Raw genomic sequence first — 25,309 nt, 5'->3', positions numbered from 1 at the left:
TTTTGAGGTTGCAGATAGAGCTGACGAAGTCAGTATCATATACATACGGTAAGGCGACGCTGACGTGGTTTGAAGAGATTTTCGAAAAGTATAAAATAGATTGAATTTAGAATAGTCCATCGAGTTTTATAAAACATTGTTAGAAATTGGTCTGAATTCCGTAATCCAGTTGTTCGGTTTTTATTTCATTTAACAATAATTTACCAACTGTTTAACTCAACTAAAAATCCCCAATCGAAGCGATTGAGGATTAAGCAAATGAATCTTAAACAATACCTTGTGCAATCATAGCGTTTGCTACATTTTCAAAGGCAGCAATGTTAGCTCCTGCAAGGTATTCTTTATCAAGACCATATGTTTCAGCAGTTGTTTTAGCTGTGTTGAAGATGTTTGTCATGATGTCTTTGAGACGGCCATCAACTTCTTCACGAGTCCATGAGAGGCGAAGGCTATTTTGGCTCATTTCAAGGGCTGAAACGGCTACACCACCAGCGTTGGCAGCTTTTGCAGGTCCGTAGAAGATACCATTTTCTTTGTAGACTTTGATGGCATCAAGGTCGCTTGGCATGTTGGCACCTTCAGATACACAGATCACGCCTTGAGCAACCAAACGTTTAGCTGCTTCACCGTTGATTTCGTTTTGAGTCGCACATGGAAGAGCGATATCATAGTTTCCAGCGTAAGTCCATACAGAACCTTCATGATAAGTAGCGGTTGCTTTCTCAGCTGCATACTCAGTCAAACGAGCGCGACGTTTTTCTTTAACATCAACCAAAAGATCGAAGTCGATACCATTTTCATCGATGACATAGCCGTTTGAGTCAGAAACAGAAATAACAGTTGCACCAAGTTCAGTCGCTTTTTGAAGAGCATATTGGGCAACGTTACCAGAACCTGAAATGACTACTTTCTTACCAGCAAAGCTATTACCGTTAGCTTTGAGCATTTCTTCAGTGTAATAAACCAAACCGTAACCAGTTGCTTCTGGACGAATCAAGCTACCACCAAATCCAAGAGGTTTACCAGTCAAGACACCAGCATCAAATTGGTTAAGACGCTTGTATTGACCGTAAAGATAACCAATTTCACGTCCACCTACACCGATATCACCAGCAGGTACGTCAAGTGATGGCCCAATGTATTTTTGCAATTCAGTCATGAAGCTTTGGCAGAAGCGCATCACTTCAGCATCTGTTTTACCTTTAGGATCGAAGTCTGATCCACCTTTACCTCCACCGATAGGAAGTCCAGTCAAGACATTTTTAAAGATTTGTTCAAATCCGAGGAATTTCAAGATCCCTTGGTTTACAGTTGGGTGGAAACGAAGTCCGCCTTTGTATGGTCCAACAGCTGAGTTGAATTGAACACGGTAGCCACGGTTTACTTGAACTTTTCCATCACGGTCAACCCAAGGAACACGGAAAGAAATCACGCGCTCAGGCTCAGTAATACGTGCCAATATATTTTCTTCGATATACTCAGGGTGTTTTTCGAATACAGGTTCTAAAGTGTTGAAAAATTCTTCAACAGCTTGGAGGAATTCAGCCTCGTGCCCGTTACGAGCTTTTACAGTTTCAAACACGCTTTGGATATATTCTTTAGCAGATGTCATATCGTTCTCCTTAAATTCTAATTTAATTATGTGTGTCATTATAGCAGAATTTTTTTTAACTGTAAAGAGAAAAAACAAAAATTTTCTAAAAATTCTTTCAATTTGGTTTTTGGGATTTTTTGAAAGTAGATAAAAAACGAACGTTTTTCTTATAAATGCCTTTCTCAAAGAGAAAATCTGAAAATATGGTATAATATTAGCAATAAAAGGAATCTGGAGGATCAGAATCATGGTATCAACGAAAACGCAAATTGCTGGTTTTGAGTTTGACAATTGTTTGATGAATGCAGCAGGTGTGGCTTGTATGACGATAGAGGAGCTAGAAGGGGTTAAAAACTCAGTTGCAGGAACCTTTGTCACAAAGACTGCGACCTTGGACTTTCGTCAGGGGAACCCTGAACCACGTTATCAAGATGTTCCACTTGGTTCTATCAACTCTATGGGTTTGCCAAACAAGGGCTTAGACTACTATCTGGACTACCTTTTGGATCTGCAGGAAAAAGAGCCAAATCGAACTTTCTTCTTATCTCTAGTTGGTATGTCTCCAGAGGAAACCCATACTATTTTGAAAAAAGTCCAAGAGAGTGATTTTCGTGGTCTGACTGAGCTAAACCTCTCCTGTCCAAATGTTCCAGGAAAACCTCAGATTGCCTATGATTTTGAGACAACAGACCGGATTTTGGCAGAAGTATTTTCCTACTTCACCAAACCTCTTGGAATTAAATTGCCACCATATTTTGACATTGTTCACTTTGACCAAGCGGCAGCTATTTTCAATAAGTATCCTCTTAAGTTTGTCAACTGCGTCAACTCAATCGGAAACGGCCTATATATAGAAAATGAGTCCGTCGTTATTCGTCCTAAAAATGGTTTCGGTGGCATTGGTGGTGAGTATATCAAACCGACTGCTCTAGCTAATGTTCATGCCTTTTATCAACGCTTAAATCCTCAAATCCAAATCATTGGAACAGGCGGCGTGTTGACTGGTCGTGATGCCTTTGAACACATCCTCTGTGGAGCAAGTATGGTACAGGTGGGAACCACCCTTCACAAAGAAGGAGTTGGTGCTTTCGAACGTATTACCAATGAACTAAAAGCTATCATGGTGGAAAAAGGGTACGAGAACCTAGAAGATTTCCGTGGGAAATTGCGCTATATTGACTAAATTCAATCGAAAAATCAGAAGAAAGGAGAGAGGATGCTAGCTATTGAAGAAAGTCAGAAGTTGACTTTATCAAATTTACCTAGTTTGAGCCTTTTTACAGGGACAGACCAGGGTCAGTTTGAAGTTATGAAGAGTCAAGTGTTGAAACAGATTGGGTATGATTCTGCCGACCTCAACTTTGCCTACTTTGATATGAAAGAAGTGGTCTACAAGGATGTGGAACTGGAGTTGGTCAGTCTTCCTTTCTTTGCCGATGAAAAAATCGTGATATTAGACCATTTTGTCGATATTACAACAACCAAGAAACGCTTTTTAACAGATGATGAGCTTAAGTCGTTTGAGGAATATCTTGACAATCCTTCGCCAACAACCAAGTTGATAATATTTGCAGAAGGAAAGCTGGATAGCAAAAGACGGTTGGTTAAATTACTTAAGCGTGATGCCAAGGTCTTTGATGCAGTAGAAGCCAAAGAACAAGAATTGCGCCAGTATTTCCAAAAGTGGAGTCAGAAACAAGGTCTGCAGTTTGCCAATCATTCTTTTGAAAATCTTCTCGTCAAGTCGGGTTTTCAATTTAGCGAAATTCAGAAAAATCTCCTCTTTTTACAGTCCTATAAGGAAGACTCTGTTATCGAGGAAGAGGATATTGTCAATGCTATTCCCAAGACCTTGCAGGACAATATTTTTGATTTAACTCAGTTTATTCTGACTAAAAAGATGGACCAGGCGCGTGATTTGGTTAGAGACTTGACCTTGCAAGGTGAAGATGAAATCAAACTGATTGCAGTCATGCTGGGACAATTTCGGACTTTTACTCAGGTGAAGATTTTGGCGGAGTCTGGGCAAACAGAATCGCAGATTGCAAGTAGTTTAGGAAGTTTTCTCGGACGCAATCCCAATCCCTATCAAATCAAGTTTGCGCTGAGAGATTCAAGAGGACTTTCCTTGAGCTTTTTGAAGCAAGCTATTTCCTATTTGATTGAGACAGACTATCAGATTAAGACAGGTCTTTATGAAAAGAGTTTCCTTTTTGAAAAGGCACTCTTACAGATTGCTAGTCAGGTCAATTGACATTTTTTTGAAACTAAAACCCGCGTCAATATTATTTTGTCGTGGGTTTCTTGCTAATTTGCTTGTTTTATACTCAATGAAAATCAAAGTGCAAACTAGGAAACTAGCCGCAGGTTGCTCAAAGCACTGCTTTGAGGTTGTAGATAAGACTGACGAAGTCAGCTCAAAACACTGTTTTGAGGTTGTGGATAGAACTGACGAAGTCAGTAACCATACCTACGGCAAGGCGACGTTGACGCGGTTTGAAGAGATTTTCGAAGAGTATTATTAGAAAGTATCTCAGTGATTTCCTTATCTATAAGCAAAAAACTTGAAAAAAGTGAATGTTTGCGTTATCATTTTCATATAGAAAGAAAAAGAGGTATTACAGATGGCTATTATCTTACCAGAACTTCCATATGCATACGACGCTTTGGAACCATACATCGATGCGGAAACAATGCACTTGCACCATGACAAACACCATCAAACTTATGTCAACAATGCTAATGCAGCTCTTGAAAAACACCCTGAAATTGGTGAAGAGCTTGAAGCTTTGCTTGCTGATGTAGAATCTATCCCAGCTGATATCCGTCAAGCGCTTATTAACAATGGTGGCGGACACTTGAACCACGCTCTTTTCTGGGAATTGATGACTCCTGAAAAAACAGCTCCATCAGCAGAACTTGCAGCAGCAATCGATGCAACATTTGGTTCATTTGAAGACTTCCAAGCAGCCTTCACTGCAGCAGCAACAACTCGTTTCGGTTCTGGATGGGCATGGTTGGTTGTCAACAAAGAAGGGAAGCTTGAAGTGACTTCAACAGCAAACCAAGACACACCAATCTCAGAAGGTAAAAAACCAATCTTGGGCTTGGACGTTTGGGAACATGCTTACTACGTGAAATACCGCAACGTGCGTCCTGACTACATCAAAGCTTTCTTCTCAGTGATCAACTGGAACAAAGTAGATGAATTGTACGCAGCTGCTAAATAATGATAGTTGGAGGGAAGAATTGTTCTTCTCTTTTTAAGGTTATATTATTTTGGTCTGACAAAATCGTCAGACTTTTTTCATTTTTATGAGAAACGTGCTAACTGCTAGAAATTATGGTAGAATAAAGTATTAAGTAATCGTGGAAAAGGGATATCTATGCGAAAAGAAATTGCACCTGAATTATACAACTATAACAAGTTTCCTGGTCCTGAGTTCCATTTACACGGGGACAAGGTTGAAACGGAAGGGATAGCTTTTTCCTTGGTGGAAAATATCAAGGATGCCTTTGATGTGACGGCTTTTAATCAGCGTTTTTCAGAAGTCTTAACCAAGTTTGATTATATCGTGGGAGACTGGAGCAACGAACAGCTTCGCCTACGAGGTTTTTACAAAGATGATCGAACAGAAGAAAAACTTGAAAAAATCAGTCGTTTACAAGACTACCTTTTAGAGTATTGTAGTTATGGTTGTGCCTATTTTGTCTTAGAAAATGAAGCCCCTAAGCGAGCATCATTTGACAAGAAAATGCGTAAGAAGGAAGAAGAAACACCTTCTAAAAAAGGAAAGAAACCGACTCAAACCAAACGAAAACCGAATGCAGATAAGAAAAATAGACGTCGTCAGAAGGACCAGCATTCTCAGAAAGAGGACAAGGGGCAACGTCATTTTGTCATTCGTCAGAAGTGAGTAGAGAATAAGGAGAAGAAATGAAACCGTCAATTTATAGTTTAACACGTCAAACCATGCAGGAATGGGTTTTGGAGCAGGGAGAAAAGAAATTCCGTGCAGATCAAATCTGGGAATGGCTTTACCGTAAACGTGTCCAGTCATTTGAAGAGATGACCAACCTTTCCAAGGATTTGATTGCTAAGCTTAATGATCAGTTTGTGGTCAATCCCTTGAAACAGCGTATCGTGCAAGAGTCTGCTGATGGGACCGTTAAATATCTCTTTGAATTGCCAGATGGAATGCTGATTGAGACAGTACTCATGCGTCAACACTACGGTTTATCTGTCTGTGTGACCACTCAGGTGGGCTGTAATATCGGTTGTACCTTCTGTGCCTCTGGTTTGATTAAGAAACAACGTGACCTCAATAACGGTGAAATCGTAGCGCAAATCATGCTGGTTCAGAAATACTTTGATGAGCGTGGTCAGGACGAACGCGTCAGCCATATTGTTGTCATGGGAATTGGTGAACCATTTGATAACTACAACAATGTCTTAAATTTCGTTCGTACTATCAATGATGATAAAGGAATGGCCATCGGTGCTCGTCACATCACGGTTTCAACCTCAGGTTTGGCCCATAAAATTCGTGACTTTGCTAATGAAGGGGTTCAGGTCAATCTTGCCGTTTCCCTTCATGCACCTAACAATGAACTGCGCTCAAGTATCATGAAAATTAACCGTGCCTTTCCGATTGAAAAACTCTTTGCTGCTATTGAGTATTATATCGAAACAACCAATCGTCGTGTGACTTTTGAATATATCATGCTCAATGAAGTCAATGATGGTGTAGAACAAGCCTTGGAATTGGCTGAATTGCTCAAGAATATCAAGAAATTGTCTTATGTAAACTTGATTCCTTATAACCCAGTTAGTGAGCATGACCAATATAGCCGTAGTCCTAAAGAGCGAGTCCTGGCTTTCTATGATACGCTTAAGAAAAAAGGGGTTAACTGTGTGGTTCGTCAAGAGCACGGAACAGATATTGATGCAGCTTGTGGACAATTGCGTTCCAATACAATGAAACGTGACCGCCAGAAAGCAGTCGCAACAGTCAATCCTTAATGATGAAGAAAACTTATAATCATGTTTTGGTCTGGGGAGTCATTTTCTATAGCATTTGCATTGTCTATTTTTGCTTTACTCCTCAAGAACATTCTCCCGTGGGGGCGGAAACTCCAGGTATTCAGCATCTTGGACGCCTGGTTTTTCTTTTGACTCCTTTCAATTCTCTCTGGAAACTGGGCCAAGTGAGTGACATAGGACAATTATGTTGGATTTTTCTACAAAATATCCTCAATGTCTTCTTACTTTTTCCTCTAATTTTCCAACTCCTTTATCTCCTTCCAAATTTGCGGAAAACAAAAAAGGTCCTTCTTTTTAGTTTTCTAGTGAGTCTTGGAATCGAGTGTACGCAGTTAGTCTTGGATTTTTTCTTTGATTTCAATCGCGTCTTTGAGATTGATGATTTGTGGACCAATACTTTGGGTGGCTATCTGGCTTGGCTCCTCTATAAACAATTACATAATACTCAATGAAAATCAAAGAGCAAACTAGGAAGCTAGCTGCAGGCTGTACTTGAGTACGGCAAGGTGAAGCTGACGTGGTTTGAATTTGATTTTCGAAGAGTATAAAAACAAGATAAGGAATTAAAATGAGTATTTTAGAAGTTAAAAATCTGAGTCACGGTTTTGGTGACCGTGCAATTTTTGAAGATGTGTCCTTCCGTCTCCTAAAGGGGGAACATATCGGTTTGGTTGGTGCTAATGGTGAAGGGAAATCAACCTTTATGAGTATCGTGACTGGTAAAATGTTGCCAGATGAAGGGAAGGTTGAGTGGTCCAAATATGTGACTGCTGGTTACTTGGATCAGCACTCAGTCCTTGCTGAAGGGCAGTCGGTGCGCGATGTGCTCCGTACAGCTTTTGATGAGCTTTTTAAAGCAGAAGCTCGTATCAATGACCTTTATATGGAAATGGCTGAAGACGGTGCGGATGTTGATGCTCTCATGGAAGAAGTGGGTGAACTTCAAGACCGTCTGGAGAGTCGTGATTTCTATACCTTGGATGCTAAGATTGACGAAGTAGCGCGTGCCCTTGGTGTTATGGACTTTGGCATGGATACGGATGTGACCTCTTTGTCAGGTGGGCAAAGAACCAAGGTACTTTTGGCTAAACTCCTCCTTGAAAAGCCCGATATCTTGCTTTTGGACGAGCCGACCAACTACTTGGATGCTGAGCATATTGACTGGCTCAAGCGCTATCTCCAAAACTATGAGAATGCCTTTGTTCTCATTTCACACGATATTCCATTCCTGAACGACGTTATCAATATTGTCTACCATGTGGAAAATCAACAGTTGACACGATACTCTGGTGACTACTACCAGTTCCAAGAAGTCTATGCTATGAAGAAATCTCAGCTAGAGGCTGCCTACGAACGTCAACAAAAAGAAATTGCAGACCTCAAGGACTTCGTCGCACGAAACAAAGCGCGTGTTGCAACACGAAACATGGCCATGTCTCGTCAGAAGAAATTGGATAAGATGGATATTATCGAGTTGCAAAGTGAGAAACCAAAGCCGTCCTTTGATTTCAAACCAGCTCGTACGCCAGGACGCTTTATTTTCCAAGCCAAGGATTTGCAAATTGGTTATGACCGTCCTCTCACTAAGCCTTTAAATCTTACCTTTGAACGCAATCAAAAGGTTGCTATTATTGGTGCCAATGGTATCGGTAAAACAACTCTATTGAAGTCTCTATTGGGCATTATCCCGCCAATCGCTGGGGAAGTTGAACGCGGTGACTACCTAGAACTTGGTTACTTTGAGCAGGAAGTAGAAGGAGGCAATCGCCAAACACCACTAGAGGCTGTTTGGAATGCCTTTCCAGCTCTCAACCAAGCAGAAGTTCGTGCAGCCCTTGCTCGTTGTGGTTTGACAACCAAGCATATCGAAAGCCAAATTCAGGTCTTGTCAGGTGGGGAACAAGCCAAGGTTCGTTTCTGTCTCTTGATGAATCGTGAAAACAACGTTTTAGTGCTGGACGAGCCGACCAACCATTTGGATGTGGATGCCAAAGGTGAACTCAAACGTGCTCTTAAAGAATACAAGGGATCTATTCTTATGGTCTGCCACGAACCAGACTTCTATGAAGGCTGGATGGACCAAATCTGGGATTTTAATAATCTAACTTAAAAATGAGGATAAAAGAAATACAGTACCGTATGTGGGTACTGTATTTTTAGGTTTTTAAGATTTAATACTCTTCGAAAATCAAATTCAAACCGCGTCAACGTCGCCTTGCCGTACTCAAGTACAGCCTGCGGCTAGTTTCCTAGTTTGCTCTTTGATTTTCATTGAGTTTAAAATCGTAGTCTTTCACCACTTCGATGCTGTCGATTGTGATAGCAGTCGTTGGCTTGTCTTTTTCATCTTTTTCGGCTTTGGCAATCTTATCCACAACATCCATACCGTCAATCACTTGACCAAAGACTGGGTGTTTGCCATCTAGACTAGGGTTTCCCCCTTCTTTATAGGCTTCGATGATTTTCTTTGGATACTTGCTTGTAGGGAGTTTAGCAGAGGTATCTGTAGAGTTTTGGTTGATGAAGAACTGGCTGCCATTGGTGTTTGGTTGACCAGTATTAGCCATAGAAAGAGCACCACGGATGTTATAGAGATAAGGAGTAATCTCGTTTTTGAAACCAGTTCCCTTGTCTTTAGTCTTATCCTTGTCATGCCAGATAGACTGACCACCTGTACCGTCTCCCTTTGGATCTCCAGTTTGAACCATGAAGCCATCGATGACACGGTGGAAGGTAATGCCGTTATAGTAGCCTTCTTTGGCATGAGTGAGGAAGTTTTCAACCGCTAAAGGAGCGAGTTTAGGGAAGAGTTTGATACGGATATCTCCTTGGCTTGTGTGGAGAATCACTTCAGCTTCATCTTCAGCAACTTCTTTAGATAGTTGTGGGAAATTGGCGTTTTCGTTTGTTAAAGCATCGTTTAGCTCCTTGGCAGATTGGGCTGCTGCTTTGGAGCTTTCCTCAGCGGCCAAGCTAGAATCTACATAGTCATCACCACGCAGACTGCGTTGGATGCTGCTACACCCAGCTAGGGCTACAGTGGACAGTAAAAGAAGGGTTGCTAGTTTTTTCATTCTGTTCCTCTCAAAAATTTATTTCTACCATTGTACCCTAAAAGGAAGTGGATTTCAAATATTAGTGACAAGACAATTTTAGAGAAAATCAACTAAAAAATCACTTGATTAGAGATTCTTCTTTGGATGTCGGTCGATAATTCCCTTGTATTGTTCCAGTATCTGCTCCCCCTTTGGAGTCAATTCGTAGCCACGATTGCTAATTCTTCTTCTGAAAAATGGTCATGAAGGGCTTGCTCCAGATTGGTAGCCTTCATTTTAGAAAGTCCTGTAATTCCCTTGCTTTTCAGAATATTCATTTTCATGGTAGTATTTAGATGGTCAAGTGAGTCAAAAGAAGTTTCGACAAGAGCATACCCTTTTTCTACCAGAGTTTTTAGATGTTTAGGGGTATCAATACCATAAGTGTACTCAAAGTATTTTGGGAACCAGATCTTAAGAAAGCTCGTAAAGCATCACAATTAGTAAACGTTAATTCGAAAGAAATACTATATTTTAAAAGAGCACATTTTCAAAGGATTTTTTCTTTTGGCTTCAATTCCTAATTAATCAATGAACTTAATACTAGGTCTCGAAAAGAATTATGCTTCCTCTTTCTGTCTGAGTTCAAAGAGGTCTTCTACTTTCAGATTAAAAACCTGAGCAATTTTAAGAGCCATTTCCAGCGAAGGATTGTAACGGTTATTTTCCAAGTGCAGAATTGTCTCGCGTCGCATGCCGATGAGGTCGGCTAACTCCTGCTGGGTCATGCCTGTGGACTCACGAACAGATTTGAGATTAGTAATAATCTTACTTTCTTTGGCCATGCTTATCCTCTCCGTTCCAAGATAAGATAGACAACCGCAAAGATGCAAATCAAGGTAGCTATGCTAATAAAGATCTGGCCCATGTAAAGAGTGAAAGGCCCCATATACCCAATGATAACTGCTAGGATCATCAGTGCGCCTAGTATAAAAACCAACATCAAGCTAGCTGCCTTTGCTAAATTAGCATAAAAGCGTTCGTCCGGAGTTTCCTTGACATTTTTTAAAGAGAAAAAACCAAATAGAATCACTTCAATAACGAGGCCAATTCCCAAAATCCATTCTTTAATACCAGAACTTTCGCTTGGGGTCGCAACCCAAATTCCTACTGTATAAAAAATGCTTGCTGCAAACACAAGTATCGTGTAAAGCTTAGCAGACAAGTCAAAAATAATTTTTCTCTTACCTTTCTGACTCTTATGTAGCCAGCTCGATATAGCTACAATTTGACCTGACACTGAAATACCAGTAATAACTAACTTGGGTCCCCAACTAAGATTAGAACCAAATACAACAATAAAATCAATAAAGAGAGCTACGGCAATCATTGCAATGAGGCCATGCATTTTTTGACTTTTTTTCATGATAGACTCCTTTTTTGTGTTATAAATATATAACACTTAAATTTTATGTTATAAATATATCACATTTAAATTCGGAAAGCAAGAATTTATGTGCCAAGGTGGCAATTATTTGAAAAAATTTTTTAATAAAAGCCCATGATAGTCAAACAACTAAAGAATTCTTTGAAGCAATGCATCGGATTTGGTTTGGATAGTTTCGTTAATCATATTTGATGATAAAGAATTTTTGAAAAATCTAGATACTGTATGAATATCTACTTTTTTTCTTAGACTGTTACAAAGTCTGTCAGAATAGGCGTTGTAGGTGTAGAAGTTAATTTTTACAGAACTAAATTATTCCTCTATTTAGAATCTATTCATTCATATTTTATGAATTAATTAGTAGATATCATTCTTAAAATCCTTGATATTTCGCTTGGGATTTAGGAGTCAAGCATTCAAATCACGTTCAGGTGAGATGAAGGGCTTAACTTGGTGGTTTTTATCACATTTTTCTAAAATAGTATTCACTGATAGCCTCTTTCAAACATTTATTTCCTACTTCTAACAAATTTATAAATGGTTTAAAAATTTTATAGTCTGTCAAGTTTTTTTCTTGACACCTGTCAGAAATCTGCTATAATAGAACATGTGCTAAATAGCTCAGCTATTTCACCGAAATAAAAAATAAGAAAAGAGACTTTAAAAATGGCAGTTAAAATCCGTTTGACTCGTATGGGTTCTAAGAAAAAACCTTTCTACCGTATCAACGTAGCAGATTCACGTTCACCACGTGACGGACGTTTCATCGAAACAGTTGGAACTTACAACCCACTTGTTGCTGAAAACCAAGTAACTTTGAAAGAAGACCGCGTTCTTGCATGGTTGGCTGATGGAGCTCAACCTTCAGATACAGTTCGCAACATCCTTTCAAAAGAAGGTGTATTGAAGAAATTCCACGATTCTAAATTCTCAAAATAAGTTTAAAGTAGGTTGACAGATGGATACGATTGAAAATCTCATTATTGCGATTGTGAAACCCTTGATTTCACAACCAGATACCTTAACTATCAAGATTGAAGATACACCAGAGTTTTTGGAATATCATTTGGATCTTGATCAAAGCGATGTGGGCCGTGTAATCGGTCGTAAGGGTCGCACTATTTCTGCGATAAGAACGATTGTCTACTCTGTCCCAACTGAAGACAAAAAAGTAAGAATCGTTATTGACGAAAAATAAGAAGGGCGGGACGGATGTCTCGCTTTTTTTGCAAGGAGCAGGATATGAAGGATTTAACGTTTAGACAATTACAAGACTACCTACTCGAACATTACCAGCAATCTCGAACTGAGGAAGGTCTCTTTATGAAGTTAGTGGAGGAAGTCGGAGAAGTAGCTGAAGTTTTGAATGGTCGCTCTGGTCGAAAAGAGGGCGTTCAAGATTCTAACGAGGAACTAGCAAAAGAACTGGCTGATATCATTCACTACACTGTCGCAATTGCGGCCATCAACGACATAGATCTAACCAAGACCATTTTTGAAAAAGACAAAAAGGCGGCTATCAAATATCAGCATGAACGAGATTTGGAAGGATTTTTGAATGGAAAGTAGAGATGTTGTCCCCTTCCTCCAACTTGAGAAAATCCTTGGAACGTGATAAAATAAAGGATAAGGATTTTTAATAATTCATTATATAGAACGAGTGGATTTCTTTATGAAGAGGATTGAAGTATATACGAAAATTGGTAGTCTCTCTGTTACTTATCGAAAGCAAAAGAAAGTGCTAGTTTGTTTAAATGGAGCAGGTTTGCTACCAAGTTATGAAAATTTTTCACTTATACTTGAAAAACTTCCTCCTACAATTGGTTATTTGACAATTGATTTTCCGAACACAGGTAGGAGTCCGATTCATGACCAAGCTGGAAAAAATCTAGATAATCTTGCAGATGCGGTTTATGAAGTACTTGAAGAATTAGGGATTTCTGAATATATACTTTGTGTACATAGTTTGAGTGGAATTTTAGCTTGCAAATTGCTCAACAAATCAATTAAGTATCAGGCTTTACTAGCAATTGAACCGACAACTAAAAACGTCATGTTTGCTGATTTTTTAGAAAATCCTTATCCAGAAATGGAAGAGCAGATGAGGCTGATTGACGAGTGTGGTCCTGAACTTTATTTTAAGAACTTAACTCAAGCAACATTTAGCCCTGAAATTAATAAAGAAATCTGGGAAATAATGCAAGAAAAAGGCTTAGAGTTGGAAAATCAAGATCCAGGATTTCAGATATCTGGAGAGATTACTGAGGAAGATTTTGAGAATGTATCTATAGAATCTTATATCCCTGTATTTATTTTTTGTCAGGCTTATAGAGAAAAAGAGTACAGAGAATCAGAATATTGGACTTCCAATACTAAACTCATTTTAGGAGGGAATCACCATTATTTACAGTGGTCTGAATCCGAAAAAATTGCGGCTATTATTCGAGAATTGTCAGTATAAGATGGAAAGAAGGAGACTACAGGAGACAAGATGAACTACTTTAATGTTGGGAAAATCGTCAATACGCAGGGGTTGCAGGGTGAGATGCGAGTCTTGTCTGTGACGGATTTTGCAGAAGAACGGTTTAAAAAAGGGGCTGAGCTGGCCTTGTTTGATGAAAAAGATCAGTTTGTCCAAACAGTGACCATCGCTAGCCACCGTAAACAGAAGAACTTTGACATTATCAAATTTAAAGATATGTACCATATCAATGCTATCGAAAAGTACAAGGGATACAGTCTCAAGGTCGCTGAGGAAGATTTGAATGACCTAGATGATGGTGAATTCTACTATCATGAGATTATCGGTTTGGAAGTCTATGAGGGAGATAACTTGATTGGAACCATCAAGGAAATCCTGCAGCCAGGTGCTAATGATGTCTGGGTGGTCAAGCGAAAAGGCAAGCGTGACTTGTTATTGCCTTATATCCCACCAGTGGTTCTCAATGTTGATATTCCAAATAAACGAGTCGATGTGGAAATCTTAGAAGGGCTAGATGATGAAAATTGATATTTTAACCCTCTTTCCAGAGATGTTTTCTCCACTGGAGCACTCAATCGTTGGAAAGGCTCGAGAAAAAGGGCTCTTAGATATCCAGTATCATAATTTTCGAGAAAATGCTGAAAAGGCCCGCCATGTCGACGATGAGCCTTACGGAGGTGGGCAGGGGATGTTGCTCCGAGCTCAACCTATTTTCGATGCCTTTGATGCTATTGAAAAGAAAAATCCGCGCGTCATTCTCCTCGATCCTGCTGGAAAACAGTTTGATCAGGCTTATGCTGAGGATTTGGCTCAAGAGGAAGAACTTATTTTTATCTGTGGCCACTATGAGGGTTATGATGAGCGCATTAAGACCTTGGTGACAGATGAGATTTCTCTAGGTGATTATGTCCTTACTGGAGGAGAATTGGCGGCAATGACTATGATTGATGCGACTGTTCGCCTGATTCCAGAAGTGATTGGCAAGGAATCTAGCCACCAAGATGATAGTTTTTCTTCTGGTCTTCTTGAATATCCTCAGTACACACGCCCTTATGATTATCGAGGCATGGTCGTGCCAGATGTACTGATGAGCGGTCACCATGAAAAGATTCGTCAGTGGCGCCTGTATGAGAGTTTAAAGAAAACCTATGAACGCAGACCGGATTTGCTTGAACATTATCAACTGACAGCAGAAGAAGAAAAAATGCTGGCAGAAGTCAAAGAAAACAAAGAATAAAGGAGAAACCTATGCAAGTAATCAAACGTGATGGAGAAATTGCTGAATTTAATCCAGATAAGATTTACCAAGCTATCTTAAAGGCAGCTCAGACTGTCTATGTATTAACAGATGATTTGCGTCAAAACCTTGCACAAGTCACTAAAAAAGTGGTTTTGGATTTGGAAGAAGCCAAGGTGGAACGTGCTACTATTAGCATGATTCAGTCTTTGGTTGAGCATCGTTTATTGGGTGCAGGTTACATTACCATTGCTGAACACTACATTTCCTATCGTTTACAACGTGACTTGGAAAGAAGTGGTTATGGAGATCATATCGCCGTTCATTTACATTTTGAACAAGTTCGCTAAGAAAAAAGAGTGGGATGAAGCAACTACATCTCACTCTTTCTTAAATCTATTTTTTTGGGCTGTCTGGACAGTTGAAGGGACAAATCGCAGGCGTTGAATATCGCTTATGCGGATAATACGGGTCACATTTTTGGCAAAATTTTTCACGATAATTTGCTGGCGCTGCTGATCGTATTTGATGATGTCACCTGTAAAGCTTGTCTCAGACAAGATAAGGTGAACAGCGGTTTGTTTCTGGATAGCCTCTTCAATAGTAGCTGTAAGGGAGTTGCTTTCAGTCTGGTCTGACTCTTCATGTCCATTTAAAAAATCATGTATTTTACCTAGAACTTGCTGGAATTTATGTCTCATATTGGCCTCCCTTCTTTTATATCAATATTATATAAAATTTTCCTAAAATCTACAAGATTTTACGAATAATCAAATGAAAGCTAAAAAAGGAGAAGAAAATGGCAGAATTTACATTTGAAATCGAAGAGCACTTGTTGACTCTTTCTGAAAACGAAAAAGGTTGGACCAAGGAAATCAACCGTGTGAGCTTTAATGGTGCTCCTGCAAAGTTTGATATTCGTGCTTGGAGTCCAGATCATACTAAAATGGGCAAAGGGATTACTCTCTCCAATGAAGAATTTCAAACAATGGTGGATGCCTTTAAAGGCAATTAAGTTTTCAAAATGAAAGAAAAAGATATTGAGTCATGACAACTCGATATCTTTTTTAGTTAGCAAAGTAAGCCTGATTTTTAAGGCGTTGAAGTAGGGGACGACTAATAAAACTAATAGCCAGAAGTTTACCAAGGTCTGGAATGATAAAGGGAATGACCCCCACAACAAGAGCTTTTTCAAATGCCATTCCAGCAAGAAAATGTAAGCTGAGAATCCCGCCGACAAAGACAAGGGCATCACCCAAGAGGTTTGCAAGAAAAATCTTGACAACACCACTCTTGCTGTTGGTTAGAGAGGAAGTAAGTCCAGAGTAAACGAGATAAAACCAAAGATAGCCTGCAGTAGGGCCAACTAAAGCCTGAAAACCAGCTCCACCTCCTGCAAAGACAGGAAGACCGATAGCACCTAGAAGAAGATAGAGTCCAACAGAAAGTACAGCCTCTCTCGGTCTAAAGACAGTAGCAATCAAGCCGATTGCAAAGTTTTGCAGAGTGAAGGGGACGGGTCCAATTGGAAGACTGATTTGTGCTAAAACAGCAATAAGAGCAGCCCCAATAGCAGGGATAGCATAAACGTGAGCTTTTTTCAAAATAGTTAACCTCTTTTCTGATGTATAGTAACTATTATACTCATAGAGGAATCATTGTCAACCAATTTTTATAACAAAGGTAACAAACACTGTAACAGCCGATTTGATTCACAAGAGAAGTTGGATAATTGTTTTTTATCGATTTGTAAATCGCCTTTATAGATAATCCCATTTTATCAATAAAAAATATACTATAAATACTTGACAAACTAAAATATTAGTATTAAATTAATATTGTAAACACTTACAAATAAATGTGTTCAATTTTAAAATAGAGAATTATTACTGAGTTTTTGTCAAATATTATAATTCAAGGAGAAGTAAAATACCAAAAATTTACTAAGAAGAAGTTCATTTTGCTGGCTACAAGTTTTTTCAGTTTTGGATTTGCTATTACAGCTAGTGTTGGTAGTGTAACTACAGCAATCCCAGTTCTATATCCGATTATTGATTTATGGAAGTATGGTGTAAGTGATAGCTATGGTTATTCGAATTCTTTGTTAGTTCTTCAAATAATATTAGTTCAGAGTCTTCAGTAACGAATATTTTGGGAACGTTAAAGTTCACGATAAAAAAGATTATAGATGGGCATATTCAAGTGCAAAAAAATCTTGGAGCGATATTCGATTAAATGCATATTGGGATTATTATAGATTTTAAAAATAATTTATGAAAACAAGAGGCCCAATTATAAGATTGGGTCTTTTGTAATATGGTAATTGCTTATGAAATTAAAATTATGTATCATTGGATTCTTCTTTTGTTTGATTGCTACAATTGGACTGGTCACTATTAGTGATACCGAAATCCCCATACCTTTACCAATTGATGGTGCTTTTTCTATCCAAGGAAAAAGTAATCTTTCTAATAACGAAATATACGAAATGGTTCGTGACTTGTCAAAAACGGAAAAGGTTACCATTTACAAGCCAATCGTTCAGAGTTCGGGTCAGTTGAAGTATGTAAATTTTGATGATGTAAATAATGAACAATTAAAGTCAGCACCAATAATAGGGATGTATTATACCCTTGGGAAAATGGATGTAGATAGTTTGAAACCACTTACGATGACGGGGCTGCAAACAGTCTATATGGCTTATCCTTGGTATATAGGAGGAATATTACAATTCACTGGAACTTTAAGAATACTGTTAATGGGTTCAATTTACTTAACTTTATTAGTTGTTTTATTTGTTGTTAGGACGAGGCAGATCAAAGAAGGAGTGATACGACGTTCTTTGGGCTTGACTGTATACGATCTAAGAAGAGAGTATGGCATTTCTCTTATTTTTGAACTGATTATGATGGCTTTATTGATGATTTCTTACAGTTCTTTTTTGGGTAATGGTTTCTTCACCTATAGCTCTAAGTTATTTTTCTCTCTGCTTTTAACGAATTTTATACTATTTCAAATCATTGATCTCATCACCTTTGTTTTATTTTGGTTGACGATTCAGATTGAAAAGCCCATTGAAATTATTAAAAACAAGGCAAAAAACAAGCTTATTTTTGTCGTATGGCTTGTCATTATTTCGATTATCATCCTTGTCTCAGGAATTTTTTTACAAGAAACAAAGAGTAGTCAATCTAGTATGAACATACAAATACAGAATTTAGTACCGTGGGACACAGTAAAAGACTGGAGAAGGATTGAGTTCCTTGGAATTGAAAGTAACTCTGCTAAAAATGGAGAAGTTAATGATTCAGATGGTCAGTATCTACAGATAGTTGCTGCCTTAAAAAACTTAGATTTCTTATATATAGAACGATCTTCAGCATATGTTCCAGATTTTATGAAAACATCTCATGTTTTAGAAGACTTTTCTAAACAATTAGAAAATGACGGAATAACGAATCCAGAAATAAATAAAGAGTTGATTTATATTAATCAAACAGGTGCTAACCTACAAAATAAAGTGAATGGGACAAACTATCATCTTTTAGATAATAAGATAGCAACCATCTATATTCCTGAGAAATGGAAAGAAAACCAGAAATCTATTGAGAATACAGTTGTAGCAGAACAATTTATTGGAACACACTATACAAAAGAACAGCTTGCAGTACAAATAATTCCTGATGGGGAAAAAATTTTTTATTTTAATGAGGATGCTGATATCGATCATAAAAATAAAGATATTTTACCGCTGGCAAGTGTAGCAGATAGCCAAGATAACATTGTTGTTGTGTTAGATACGGACAAAATGATGGAAAATAATAAGTTTACTTTGGCTAGTAATATAACTAATAAGTCTCTTTTTAGTCCTGAAGCGGTAAAAAAAATAAATGAGATGACTGTCCCGTTGAATTTCTCAATGAATCCAGTAGATGTTTACCAAATTGTGAAATTAAAGATTCAATCCTTAGAGCACCAAATTTTACTTTCACAAATCTTGCAGAAGATAATTTACAGTATTATCTTTATACTCATTTATCAATATGTCCAACTTTTTATTACTCTAAAACAGAATGAATATGTGAAAAAAATCATTTTGGGTCTTTCAAAAACATATATAGCAATTTCAAGTCTCAAATATTTTATGATGACTATTACAATGGTTATTCTATTTACATTTCTTGTGACAGGGCAAATAGAGTTGCTATATATTGGAGCGGCTTCTCTGCTAGTTTTGATGTTGTCAATCATAATGAGTTTTAGAAAATTATCTGAAAGCTACACTAAAATTTTAAAAGGAGATGAATCATGACAATTGACCTTTTGAACGTTTCAAAAAGTTTCGGCTCAAAGAAGATCTTTACAGACTTAAATTTAATATTTGAATCTGGAAAAAGCTATGCATTGATTGGAGGTTCTGGCTCCGGTAAAAGTACCCTTCTTAATATTATAGGAAGATTAGAAAAAATTGACAGTGGGAATGTTTTAGTTGATAAACAAGATATTTGGAAGATAAAAGAAAGAACTTTTTTTAAAAATACTGTTGGATATGTATTTCAGAATTATTCTTTAATAGATAACAAAACAGTATATGATAATCTGAGCCTTATCACTAAAGACAAAAAAACAATAACTGACGTACTTGAAAAAGTAGGACTGTCAAGTGACTATTTACATCAAAAAATATACGAATTGTCTGGTGGGCAGGCTCAACGTGTAGCTATTGCCAGAATGTTAATGAAACCACGTAAAATTATTTTAGCAGATGAGCCCACAGGAGCTTTAGATGGTGAGATTGGAAAAGAAATCATTCGTTTGTTATTAAATGAAAAAGATGAAGACAAATATGTTATAATAGCGACGCATGATCCAGCTGTCTATAACGAAGTTGATGTGATAATTGACATGAAAGATATAGGGTATAATGTATGAAAAAGATAATTTATATTGCTTTGATCTTTGTAGCTGGGTTACTTGCCTTCTTCTTTTTTGGAAAACAAATGATTACAAAAGAAAATATCAATAAGCCAACGGTAGAGTTAACAGTCTATACGCTTTCTTCTAGTGATACAGAAAAATGGAATAAAGTGAGACAAGTAGAAACGGAAGAGGCTATATACTTCATAACTGTGAAAGAAGCAGAGTCTTCTGAAGAAGTATTTTCAAACATCATTGCAAATGGAGCTGCTACGGGGTTCGGAGTTCGTGAAGAAGAAGTGAAGAAATTCAATAATGATTTAGGAGACACTATAGAGGACTCTAAGCATAATAAACTAATTGAAATAGAGTTTTTTACTTTTTCTGATGCTGACGAGGGATTTGTAGTAGCAAACTTTGACTACGGTAAAGAAGAGTTGAATTCTCAGAAAAAAGATATAAAAGAGTTATATAAAAAAATATATGAATCTTTTAAAGAAAAGAATAAATGATTGTATTATAATCCTTGTATTTTGCTATGGTTTGTTAATTGATTTTTGCATATCTTATTTCAACATACTATAAAATAAAACATAAGAAAACGAGTATCTCCAACTACGGAAATACTCGCTTTTTGATATTTAGAAGTGTTTTTTGCTTTGCTTCTTTTATTTTGATTAACGCATGGTTACAAATTCTTCGGATGCAGTTGGGTGAATCGCCACAGTTGCATCAAAGTCAGCCTTGGTTGCTCCCATTTTGATAGCAACGGCAAATCCCTGAATCATTTCATCAACGCCGTAGCCAATTCCATGAAGTCCAACAACTTTTTCTTCTGAACCAGCTGTGATCAATTTGAAACGTGTTTCTTGACGGTTGCCAGTGCAAGCAGAGTACATAGAAGTAAAGCTTGATTTGTAAACCTTGATTTGGTCTTGGCCGTATTCTTTAATAGCTTGCTCTTCTGTCAAGCCGACAGTTCCGATAGCAGGGTGTGAAAAGACAACAGTTGGAATAGTTGTGTAGTCCATTTTTGCAGTAGTTTTTCCGTTAAAGAGACGTTCAGATAGGGTACGTCCAGCCTTGATAGCAACTGGAGTCAGTTCTTTTTCACCTGTTACATCACCTAGAGCATAGATTCCCTCAACAACAGTATTTTGGTATTCATCCACTTGGATAAAGCCACGCTCATTCAGAGTCACTCCAGCTTTTTCAAGTTGCAAGCCCTTAACGTTTGGACGGCGACCCGTAGCCCAGATAACTTGGCTAGCTGTGTGACTAGTACCATCTTCGAAATGAATAGTAATGCCTTCAGCAGTTTTTTCTAACTTGGCAGGGACTTTGTGAGTATGAAGTGGCAAGTTTGTTCTTTCCATTTCCTTGACCAAACCTTCAACGATATAAGAATCAAAACCACGTAAAGGACGATCGCGGCGAACAAAGAGGTCTGTCTTGACACCAAAGGTGTGAAGTACGCCAGCCAATTCAACGGCGATATAACCAGCGCCTAGAATAGCAACTGACTCTGGCAATTCTTCCCAGGCAAATACATCATCAGAAGAGCCGCCTAGCTCAGCACCAGGAATATTTGGAATACTTGGATGGGCACCTGTAGCAATCACGATATGTTTAGCACGAATCAGTTCACCATTTACGCTAACAGTATGAGAATCTACAAATTCAGCATGACCTTCAATCAAGTCTACACCGTTGCGTTTAAAACTGCCATCATAAGAAGAACGAGCGCGATCAATGTAGGCTTCACGATTACGACGTAGGGTTGCAAAGTCAAAGTTAAGATCAGTAGTCTTAAAGCCGTAGTCTTCTCCAAATTGATGGAAAGTCTCAGCGATTTGCGCCCCGTACCACATAATTTTTTTAGGAACACAGCCGACATTGACACAGGTTCCACCTAATTTCTTTTCCTCAATAACGGCCGCTTTGGCTCCGTGTTCACCAGCACGGTTCATGGTGGCAATTCCTCCGCTACCTCCACCGATAGCAATGATATCGTATTCTCTCATTGAAAACTCCTTCGTACTCTTTTAAATAATAGAGTGTCATTTTTTGATAGTCATATTCTATCTTTTTTTTGATTTGATTGCAAAAATCTGCTACGCACAAAAAATTGCAAAAAAGCTTGCCAAATAAGTTGAAATAATGTATTATATAACTAGTACAATAGAAAAGGAGGATTTCCGAACGATTGTTTAATCCTGAACTGTCATTATTTCCATCTGAACTGCATTGTTTGCTGGAGGGGAATTTGGTATAATAGCAAAGTATTGTAAAAAAGAAAAGGAGTTTCATTATGAAAAAGAATGGTAAAGCTAAAAAGTGGCAATTGTATGCAGCAATCGGTGCTGCCAGTGTAGTTGTATTGGGTGCCGGGGGGATTTTACTCTTTAGACAACCCTCGCAAACCGATGTTAAGGATGAAATACCACATCTAGTAGTGGCAAAAGAGGGAACTGTTGCTTCGTCGGTTTTATTGTCAGGAACAGTAACGGCAAAAAATGAACAATACGTTTATTTTGATGCTAGCAAGGGAGATTTAGATGAAATCCTTGTTTCTGTGGGCGATAAGGTTAGTGAAGGGCAGGCTCTAGTCAAGTACAGTAGTTCAGAAGCGCAGGCGGCCTATGATTCAGCTAGCCGAGCAGTAGTTAAGGCAGATCGTCATATCAATGAACTCAATCAAGCACGAAATGAAGCCGCTTCAGCTCCGGCTCCTCAAGCCTCTGCGCCAGCAGGAGGAGAAGATGCAACGGTGCAAAGTCCAACTCCAGTGGCTGGAAATTCTCTTGCTTCTATTGACGCTCAGTTGGGTGATGCCCGTGATGCTCGTGCAGATGCAGCAGCACAATTAAGTAAGTCTCAAAGTCAGTTAGATGCAATGACGGTTCTCAGTACCCTAGAGGGAACTGTGGTCGAAGTCAACCACAATGTTTCTAAATCTCCAACAGGAGCTAGCCAAGTAGTCGTTCATGTCGTAAGTAATGAAAACTTGCAAGTTAAGGGAGAACTGTCTGAATATAACCTCGCCAACCTATCTGTAGGTCAAGAAGTAAGCTTTACTTCTAAAGTGTATCCTGATAAAAAATGGACTGGGAAATTAAGCTATATTTCTGACTATCCTAAAAACAATGGCGAAGCAGCAAGTACAGCTGTAGCAGCAGGCGGTAATTCTGGCTCTAAATATCCATATACCATCGATGTTACAAGTGAAATCGGTGATTTGAAACAAGGATTCTCAGTAAGTGTTGAGGTCAAAAATAAGAGTAAAGCCATTTTGGTTCCTCTAACAAGTGTTGTGACTGAAAATGATAAGAACTATGTCTGGGTGCTTGACGAGCAGAAAAAGGCCAAGAAAGTGGAAGTTGGTTTGGGCAATGCTGATGCAGACAACCAAGAAATCACTTCAGGTCTGACAAATGGAGTCAAGGTCATCAGTAACCCAACATCTTCCTTGGAAGAAGGAAAAGAGGTGAAGGCTGATGAAGCAACTAATTAGTCTAAAAAATATCTGCAGAAGCTACCGTAACGGTGATCAAGAACTGCAGGTTCTCAAAAATATCAACCTAGAAGTGAATGAGGGTGAATTTGTTGCCATCATGGGACCATCTGGTTCAGGTAAGTCTACTCTCATGAATACGATTGGGATGTTGGATACACCAAGTAGTGGAGAGTATTATCTTGAAGGTCAAGAAGTGGCTGGATTGGGTGAAAAACAACTAGCTAAGGTTCGCAACCAACAAATCGGTTTTGTCTTTCAGCAGTTCTTTCTTCTATCGAAACTCAATGCTCTGCAAAATGTAGAATTGCCCTTGATTTACGCAGGAGTTTCGTCTTCAAAACGTCGCAAGTTGGCTGAGGAGTATTTAGACAAGGTTGAATTGACAGAACGTAGTCACCATTTGCCTTCGGAATTATCTGGTGGTCAAAAGCAACGTGTGGCTATTGCGCGTGCCTTGGTAAACAATCCTTCTATTATTCTAGCAGACGAACCGACAGGAGCCTTGGATACCAAAACAGGGAACCAAATTATGCAACTATTGGTTGACTTGAACAAAGAAGGAAAAACCATTATCATGGTAACGCATGAGCCTGAGATTGCCGCCTATGCTAAACGTCAGATTGTCATTCGAGATGGAGTCATTTCGTCTGACAGTGCTCAGTTAGGAAAGGAGGAAAACTAAGATGCAGAATCTGAAATTTGCCTTTTCATCTATCATGGCTCACAAGATGCGTTCTTTGCTTACCATGATTGGGATTATTATCGGTGTTTCATCAGTTGTTGTGATTATGGCTTTGGGAGATTCCCTATCTCGTCAAGTCAATAAAGATATGACCAAATCTCAGAAAAATATTAGCGTCTTCTTCTCTCCTAAAAAAAGTAAAGATGGGTCTTTTACTCAGAAACAATCAGCTTTTACGGTTTCTGGAAAAGAAGAGGAAGTTCCTGTTGAACCACCAAAACCGCAAGAATCTTGGGTCAAGGAGGCAGCCAAACTCAAGGGAGTGGATAATTACTATGTAACCAACTCAACGAACGCCATCTTGACTTATAAAGATAAAAAAGTTGAAAATGCCAATTTGACAGGTGGAAACAGAACTTACATGGACGCTGTTAAGAATGAAATTATTGCAGGTCGTAGTCTAAGAGAGCAAGATTTCAAAGAGTTTGCAAGTGTCATTTTGCTAGATGAGGAATTGTCCATTAGTTTATTTGGCTCTCCACAAGAGGCTATTAACAAGGTTGTAGAAGTCAATGATTTTAGTTACCGAGTCATTGGGGTTTATACTAGTCCAGAGGCTAAAAGGTCAAAAATATATGGGTTTGGTGGCTTGCCTATTACTACCAATATCTCCCTTGCTGCGAATTTTAATGTAGATGAAATAGCTAGTATTGTCTTTCGAGTGAATGATACCAGTTTAACTCCAACTCTGGGTCCAGAACTGGCACGAAAAATGACAGAACTTGCAGGCTTGCAACAGGGAGAATATCAGGTGGCAGATGAGTCGCTTACATTTGCAGAAATTCAACAATCGTTTAGTTTTATGACGACGATTATCAGTTCCATCGCAGGGATTTCCCTCTTTGTTGGAGGAACTGGTGTTATGAACATCATGCTGGTTTCTGTTACAGAGCGTACCCGTGAGATTGGTCTCCGTAAGGCTTTGGGTGCAACGCGTGCCAATGTTTTAATCCAGTTTTTGATTGAATCCATGATTTTGACCTTGTTAGGTGGCTTAATTGGTTTGACAATTGCAAGTGGTTTAACTGCCTTAGCAGGTTTGTTACTGCAAGGCTTGATTACGGGTATAGAAGTTGGAGTATCAATCCCAGTTGCCCTATTTAGTCTTGCAGTTTCGGCTAGCGTGGGTATGATCTTTGGAGTCTTGCCAGCCAACAAGGCATCGAAACTTGACCCAATCGAAGCCCTTCGTTATGAATAAGATCAACAAGATGGACACTCGTCTATCTTGTTTTTGTATAGATTTCCCTATCAAAAATCCTTAAAAATGTGATATAATGAAGTGTTAGAAAAA

Annotated in this window: 29 protein-coding genes; 22 read left to right on the top strand and 7 right to left on the bottom strand. The window is 38.6% G+C overall.

Annotation, left to right across the window (positions count from 1 at the left end):
- Positions 1–265 precede the first annotated feature (265 nt).
- Positions 266–1,612, bottom strand: coding sequence for an NADP-specific glutamate dehydrogenase (gene gdhA / locus HT689_RS01865; RefSeq protein WP_173226671.1), 1,347 nt, complete (start codon positions 1,610–1,612; stop codon positions 266–268).
- A gap of 229 nt (positions 1,613–1,841) precedes the next feature.
- Between gdhA and HT689_RS01860 the strand changes: the two genes are divergently transcribed.
- The 8 genes from HT689_RS01860 to HT689_RS01825 all read left to right on the top strand — a co-directional run bounded on the left by HT689_RS01860 (position 1,842) and on the right by HT689_RS01825 (position 8,748).
- Positions 1,842–2,777: a dihydroorotate oxidase gene (locus HT689_RS01860; RefSeq protein WP_173226669.1), complete on the top strand. Its 936-nt coding sequence runs from the start codon at positions 1,842–1,844 to the stop codon at positions 2,775–2,777.
- Positions 2,778–2,810: 33 nt separating this feature from the next.
- A complete protein-coding gene (gene holA, locus HT689_RS01855) occupies positions 2,811–3,848 on the top strand; it encodes a DNA polymerase III subunit delta (protein ID WP_173226667.1) in 1,038 nt (345 codons plus the stop codon).
- A gap of 88 nt (positions 3,849–3,936) precedes the next feature.
- Positions 3,937–4,119 carry a hypothetical protein gene (locus HT689_RS09670; RefSeq protein ID WP_240148126.1) on the top strand — a complete coding sequence of 61 codons (183 nt, stop codon included), beginning with the start codon at positions 3,937–3,939 and terminating at the stop codon, positions 4,117–4,119.
- Positions 4,120–4,218: 99 nt separating this feature from the next.
- On the top strand, positions 4,219–4,824 hold the full coding sequence (gene sodA, locus HT689_RS01845; RefSeq protein ID WP_173226665.1) for a superoxide dismutase SodA: 606 nt from the start codon (positions 4,219–4,221) through the stop codon (positions 4,822–4,824).
- Positions 4,825–4,980: 156 nt separating this feature from the next.
- Positions 4,981–5,511: a YutD family protein gene (locus tag HT689_RS01840; RefSeq protein WP_033677505.1), complete on the top strand. Its 531-nt coding sequence runs from the start codon at positions 4,981–4,983 to the stop codon at positions 5,509–5,511.
- Between the two features lie 20 nt (positions 5,512–5,531).
- Complete coding sequence (rlmN, locus tag HT689_RS01835; protein WP_125411228.1) at positions 5,532–6,617, top strand: 23S rRNA (adenine(2503)-C(2))-methyltransferase RlmN; 1,086 nt, start codon at positions 5,532–5,534, stop codon at positions 6,615–6,617.
- Complete coding sequence (locus HT689_RS01830) at positions 6,617–7,090, top strand: VanZ family protein (protein ID WP_173226663.1); 474 nt, start codon at positions 6,617–6,619, stop codon at positions 7,088–7,090. Before rlmN ends, HT689_RS01830 begins: the two co-directional genes overlap by 1 nt.
- 116 nt (positions 7,091–7,206) lie before the next feature.
- On the top strand, positions 7,207–8,748 hold the full coding sequence (locus HT689_RS01825; protein WP_173226661.1) for an ABC-F family ATP-binding cassette domain-containing protein: 1,542 nt from the start codon (positions 7,207–7,209) through the stop codon (positions 8,746–8,748).
- 139 nt (positions 8,749–8,887) lie between these two features.
- Here HT689_RS01825 and HT689_RS01820 read toward each other — a convergent pair whose 3' ends face one another.
- The 3 genes from HT689_RS01820 to HT689_RS01810 all read right to left on the bottom strand — a co-directional run bounded on the left by HT689_RS01820 (position 8,888) and on the right by HT689_RS01810 (position 11,099).
- Positions 8,888–9,712, bottom strand: coding sequence for a peptidylprolyl isomerase (locus HT689_RS01820; RefSeq protein WP_049521260.1), 825 nt, complete (start codon positions 9,710–9,712; stop codon positions 8,888–8,890).
- A 581-nt stretch (positions 9,713–10,293) separates the two neighbouring features.
- The gene (locus tag HT689_RS01815) at positions 10,294–10,518 is read right to left on the bottom strand and encodes a helix-turn-helix transcriptional regulator (RefSeq protein ID WP_001041097.1); all 225 of its coding nucleotides are present in this window, start codon (positions 10,516–10,518) and stop codon (positions 10,294–10,296) included.
- 2 nt (positions 10,519–10,520) lie between these two features.
- Positions 10,521–11,099, bottom strand: a complete 579-nt coding sequence (locus HT689_RS01810; RefSeq protein WP_173226658.1) for a DUF3796 domain-containing protein — start codon at positions 11,097–11,099, stop codon at positions 10,521–10,523.
- Between the two features lie 687 nt (positions 11,100–11,786).
- Between HT689_RS01810 and rpsP the strand changes: the two genes are divergently transcribed.
- From rpsP to HT689_RS01775, 7 genes are all read left to right on the top strand, one after another.
- On the top strand, positions 11,787–12,059 hold the full coding sequence (rpsP, locus tag HT689_RS01805; RefSeq protein ID WP_000268760.1) for a 30S ribosomal protein S16: 273 nt from the start codon (positions 11,787–11,789) through the stop codon (positions 12,057–12,059).
- Positions 12,060–12,078: 19 nt separating this feature from the next.
- The gene (gene kphA / locus HT689_RS01800; RefSeq protein ID WP_000379628.1) at positions 12,079–12,318 is read left to right on the top strand and encodes an RNA-binding protein KphA; all 240 of its coding nucleotides are present in this window, start codon (positions 12,079–12,081) and stop codon (positions 12,316–12,318) included.
- Positions 12,319–12,362: 44 nt separating this feature from the next.
- Positions 12,363–12,689, top strand: a complete 327-nt coding sequence (locus tag HT689_RS01795; RefSeq protein ID WP_173226656.1) for a MazG nucleotide pyrophosphohydrolase domain-containing protein — start codon at positions 12,363–12,365, stop codon at positions 12,687–12,689.
- Positions 12,690–12,792: 103 nt separating this feature from the next.
- On the top strand, positions 12,793–13,581 hold the full coding sequence (locus tag HT689_RS01790; protein ID WP_173226654.1) for an alpha/beta hydrolase: 789 nt from the start codon (positions 12,793–12,795) through the stop codon (positions 13,579–13,581).
- 30 nt (positions 13,582–13,611) lie between these two features.
- Positions 13,612–14,130: a ribosome maturation factor RimM gene (gene rimM / locus HT689_RS01785; RefSeq protein ID WP_049524868.1), complete on the top strand. Its 519-nt coding sequence runs from the start codon at positions 13,612–13,614 to the stop codon at positions 14,128–14,130.
- A complete protein-coding gene (trmD, locus tag HT689_RS01780; protein WP_049524872.1) occupies positions 14,120–14,839 on the top strand; it encodes a tRNA (guanosine(37)-N1)-methyltransferase TrmD in 720 nt (239 codons plus the stop codon). Before rimM ends, trmD begins: the two co-directional genes overlap by 11 nt.
- 11 nt (positions 14,840–14,850) lie before the next feature.
- Positions 14,851–15,189, top strand: coding sequence for an ATP cone domain-containing protein (locus tag HT689_RS01775; RefSeq protein WP_001196039.1), 339 nt, complete (start codon positions 14,851–14,853; stop codon positions 15,187–15,189).
- A 30-nt stretch (positions 15,190–15,219) separates the two neighbouring features.
- On the opposite strand, the gene HT689_RS01770 is transcribed toward HT689_RS01775, so the two are convergent.
- Complete coding sequence (locus HT689_RS01770) at positions 15,220–15,540, bottom strand: hypothetical protein (RefSeq protein ID WP_173226652.1); 321 nt, start codon at positions 15,538–15,540, stop codon at positions 15,220–15,222.
- A 98-nt stretch (positions 15,541–15,638) separates the two neighbouring features.
- Here HT689_RS01770 and HT689_RS01765 point away from each other — a divergent pair, with 98 nt between their 5' ends.
- Positions 15,639–15,854, top strand: a complete 216-nt coding sequence (locus HT689_RS01765) for a YdbC family protein (RefSeq protein ID WP_000807422.1) — start codon at positions 15,639–15,641, stop codon at positions 15,852–15,854.
- A gap of 52 nt (positions 15,855–15,906) precedes the next feature.
- Here HT689_RS01765 and HT689_RS01760 read toward each other — a convergent pair whose 3' ends face one another.
- On the bottom strand, positions 15,907–16,443 hold the full coding sequence (locus HT689_RS01760) for a biotin transporter BioY (RefSeq protein ID WP_173226650.1): 537 nt from the start codon (positions 16,441–16,443) through the stop codon (positions 15,907–15,909).
- Between the two features lie 725 nt (positions 16,444–17,168).
- Between HT689_RS01760 and HT689_RS01755 the strand changes: the two genes are divergently transcribed.
- Genes HT689_RS01755 through HT689_RS01745 form a run of 3 tightly spaced genes read left to right on the top strand, consistent with a single transcriptional unit; the run spans position 17,169 to position 20,268 of the window.
- The gene (locus HT689_RS01755; RefSeq protein WP_000768909.1) at positions 17,169–19,151 is read left to right on the top strand and encodes a hypothetical protein; all 1,983 of its coding nucleotides are present in this window, start codon (positions 17,169–17,171) and stop codon (positions 19,149–19,151) included.
- Positions 19,148–19,771, top strand: coding sequence for an ATP-binding cassette domain-containing protein (locus tag HT689_RS01750; RefSeq protein WP_000151028.1), 624 nt, complete (start codon positions 19,148–19,150; stop codon positions 19,769–19,771). The genes HT689_RS01755 and HT689_RS01750 overlap by 4 nt, the downstream gene beginning before the upstream one ends.
- Positions 19,768–20,268: a hypothetical protein gene (locus HT689_RS01745; protein ID WP_119947105.1), complete on the top strand. Its 501-nt coding sequence runs from the start codon at positions 19,768–19,770 to the stop codon at positions 20,266–20,268. Before HT689_RS01750 ends, HT689_RS01745 begins: the two co-directional genes overlap by 4 nt.
- Before the next feature lie 165 nt (positions 20,269–20,433).
- Here HT689_RS01745 and gor read toward each other — a convergent pair whose 3' ends face one another.
- A complete protein-coding gene (gor, locus tag HT689_RS01740) occupies positions 20,434–21,780 on the bottom strand; it encodes a glutathione-disulfide reductase (RefSeq protein ID WP_050142767.1) in 1,347 nt (448 codons plus the stop codon).
- Positions 21,781–22,064: 284 nt separating this feature from the next.
- On the opposite strand from gor, the gene HT689_RS01735 reads away from it, so the two are divergent.
- Genes HT689_RS01735 through HT689_RS01725 form a run of 3 tightly spaced genes read left to right on the top strand, consistent with a single transcriptional unit; the run spans position 22,065 to position 25,216 of the window.
- Positions 22,065–23,270 carry an efflux RND transporter periplasmic adaptor subunit gene (locus tag HT689_RS01735; protein ID WP_173226763.1) on the top strand — a complete coding sequence of 402 codons (1,206 nt, stop codon included), beginning with the start codon at positions 22,065–22,067 and terminating at the stop codon, positions 23,268–23,270.
- Positions 23,254–23,955 (top strand): ABC transporter ATP-binding protein, encoded by a 702-nt coding sequence (locus HT689_RS01730; protein ID WP_173251649.1) that lies wholly within the window; start codon positions 23,254–23,256, stop codon positions 23,953–23,955. Before HT689_RS01735 ends, HT689_RS01730 begins: the two co-directional genes overlap by 17 nt.
- A 1-nt stretch (position 23,956) precedes the next feature.
- Entirely contained in the window at positions 23,957–25,216 is a 1,260-nt protein-coding gene (locus tag HT689_RS01725; RefSeq protein WP_173226642.1) for an ABC transporter permease, read from the top strand.
- Positions 25,217–25,309: the final 93 nt, after the last annotated feature.

Source organism: Streptococcus sp. 2342 (assembly GCF_013276795.1).
Lineage (GTDB): Bacteria > Bacillota > Bacilli > Lactobacillales > Streptococcaceae > Streptococcus.
The sequence above is the reverse complement of the archived record's forward strand: the minus strand, read 5'-3'. Positions and strand labels throughout refer to the sequence as shown.

Excerpts from the sequence above, each read along its gene's own strand:
- HT689_RS01755 (WP_000768909.1), top strand. The coding sequence starts at position 17,169 with ATGAAATTAAAATTATGTATCATTGGATTCTTCTTTTGTTTGATTGCT.
- rpsP (WP_000268760.1), top strand. The coding sequence starts at position 11,787 with ATGGCAGTTAAAATCCGTTTGACTCGTATGGGTTCTAAGAAAAAACCT.
- HT689_RS01790 (WP_173226654.1), top strand. The coding sequence starts at position 12,793 with ATGAAGAGGATTGAAGTATATACGAAAATTGGTAGTCTCTCTGTTACT.
- HT689_RS01765 (WP_000807422.1), top strand. The coding sequence starts at position 15,639 with ATGGCAGAATTTACATTTGAAATCGAAGAGCACTTGTTGACTCTTTCT.
- gdhA (WP_173226671.1), bottom strand. The coding sequence starts at position 1,612 with ATGACATCTGCTAAAGAATATATCCAAAGCGTGTTTGAAACTGTAAAA.
- sodA (WP_173226665.1), top strand. The coding sequence starts at position 4,219 with ATGGCTATTATCTTACCAGAACTTCCATATGCATACGACGCTTTGGAA.
- rimM (WP_049524868.1), top strand. The coding sequence starts at position 13,612 with ATGAACTACTTTAATGTTGGGAAAATCGTCAATACGCAGGGGTTGCAG.
- holA (WP_173226667.1), top strand. The coding sequence starts at position 2,811 with ATGCTAGCTATTGAAGAAAGTCAGAAGTTGACTTTATCAAATTTACCT.
- HT689_RS01820 (WP_049521260.1), bottom strand. The coding sequence starts at position 9,712 with ATGAAAAAACTAGCAACCCTTCTTTTACTGTCCACTGTAGCCCTAGCT.
- HT689_RS01860 (WP_173226669.1), top strand. The coding sequence starts at position 1,842 with ATGGTATCAACGAAAACGCAAATTGCTGGTTTTGAGTTTGACAATTGT.
- HT689_RS01825 (WP_173226661.1), top strand. The coding sequence starts at position 7,207 with ATGAGTATTTTAGAAGTTAAAAATCTGAGTCACGGTTTTGGTGACCGT.
- HT689_RS01770 (WP_173226652.1), bottom strand. The coding sequence starts at position 15,540 with ATGAGACATAAATTCCAGCAAGTTCTAGGTAAAATACATGATTTTTTA.
- HT689_RS01725 (WP_173226642.1), top strand. The coding sequence starts at position 23,957 with ATGCAGAATCTGAAATTTGCCTTTTCATCTATCATGGCTCACAAGATG.
- HT689_RS01815 (WP_001041097.1), bottom strand. The coding sequence starts at position 10,518 with ATGGCCAAAGAAAGTAAGATTATTACTAATCTCAAATCTGTTCGTGAG.
- HT689_RS01810 (WP_173226658.1), bottom strand. The coding sequence starts at position 11,099 with ATGAAAAAAAGTCAAAAAATGCATGGCCTCATTGCAATGATTGCCGTA.
- HT689_RS01730 (WP_173251649.1), top strand. The coding sequence starts at position 23,254 with ATGAAGCAACTAATTAGTCTAAAAAATATCTGCAGAAGCTACCGTAAC.
- HT689_RS01750 (WP_000151028.1), top strand. The coding sequence starts at position 19,148 with ATGACAATTGACCTTTTGAACGTTTCAAAAAGTTTCGGCTCAAAGAAG.
- HT689_RS01775 (WP_001196039.1), top strand. The coding sequence starts at position 14,851 with ATGCAAGTAATCAAACGTGATGGAGAAATTGCTGAATTTAATCCAGAT.
- HT689_RS01745 (WP_119947105.1), top strand. The coding sequence starts at position 19,768 with ATGAAAAAGATAATTTATATTGCTTTGATCTTTGTAGCTGGGTTACTT.
- rlmN (WP_125411228.1), top strand. The coding sequence starts at position 5,532 with ATGAAACCGTCAATTTATAGTTTAACACGTCAAACCATGCAGGAATGG.
- HT689_RS01840 (WP_033677505.1), top strand. The coding sequence starts at position 4,981 with ATGCGAAAAGAAATTGCACCTGAATTATACAACTATAACAAGTTTCCT.
- gor (WP_050142767.1), bottom strand. The coding sequence starts at position 21,780 with ATGAGAGAATACGATATCATTGCTATCGGTGGAGGTAGCGGAGGAATT.
- kphA (WP_000379628.1), top strand. The coding sequence starts at position 12,079 with ATGGATACGATTGAAAATCTCATTATTGCGATTGTGAAACCCTTGATT.
- trmD (WP_049524872.1), top strand. The coding sequence starts at position 14,120 with ATGAAAATTGATATTTTAACCCTCTTTCCAGAGATGTTTTCTCCACTG.
- HT689_RS01830 (WP_173226663.1), top strand. The coding sequence starts at position 6,617 with ATGATGAAGAAAACTTATAATCATGTTTTGGTCTGGGGAGTCATTTTC.
- HT689_RS01795 (WP_173226656.1), top strand. The coding sequence starts at position 12,363 with ATGAAGGATTTAACGTTTAGACAATTACAAGACTACCTACTCGAACAT.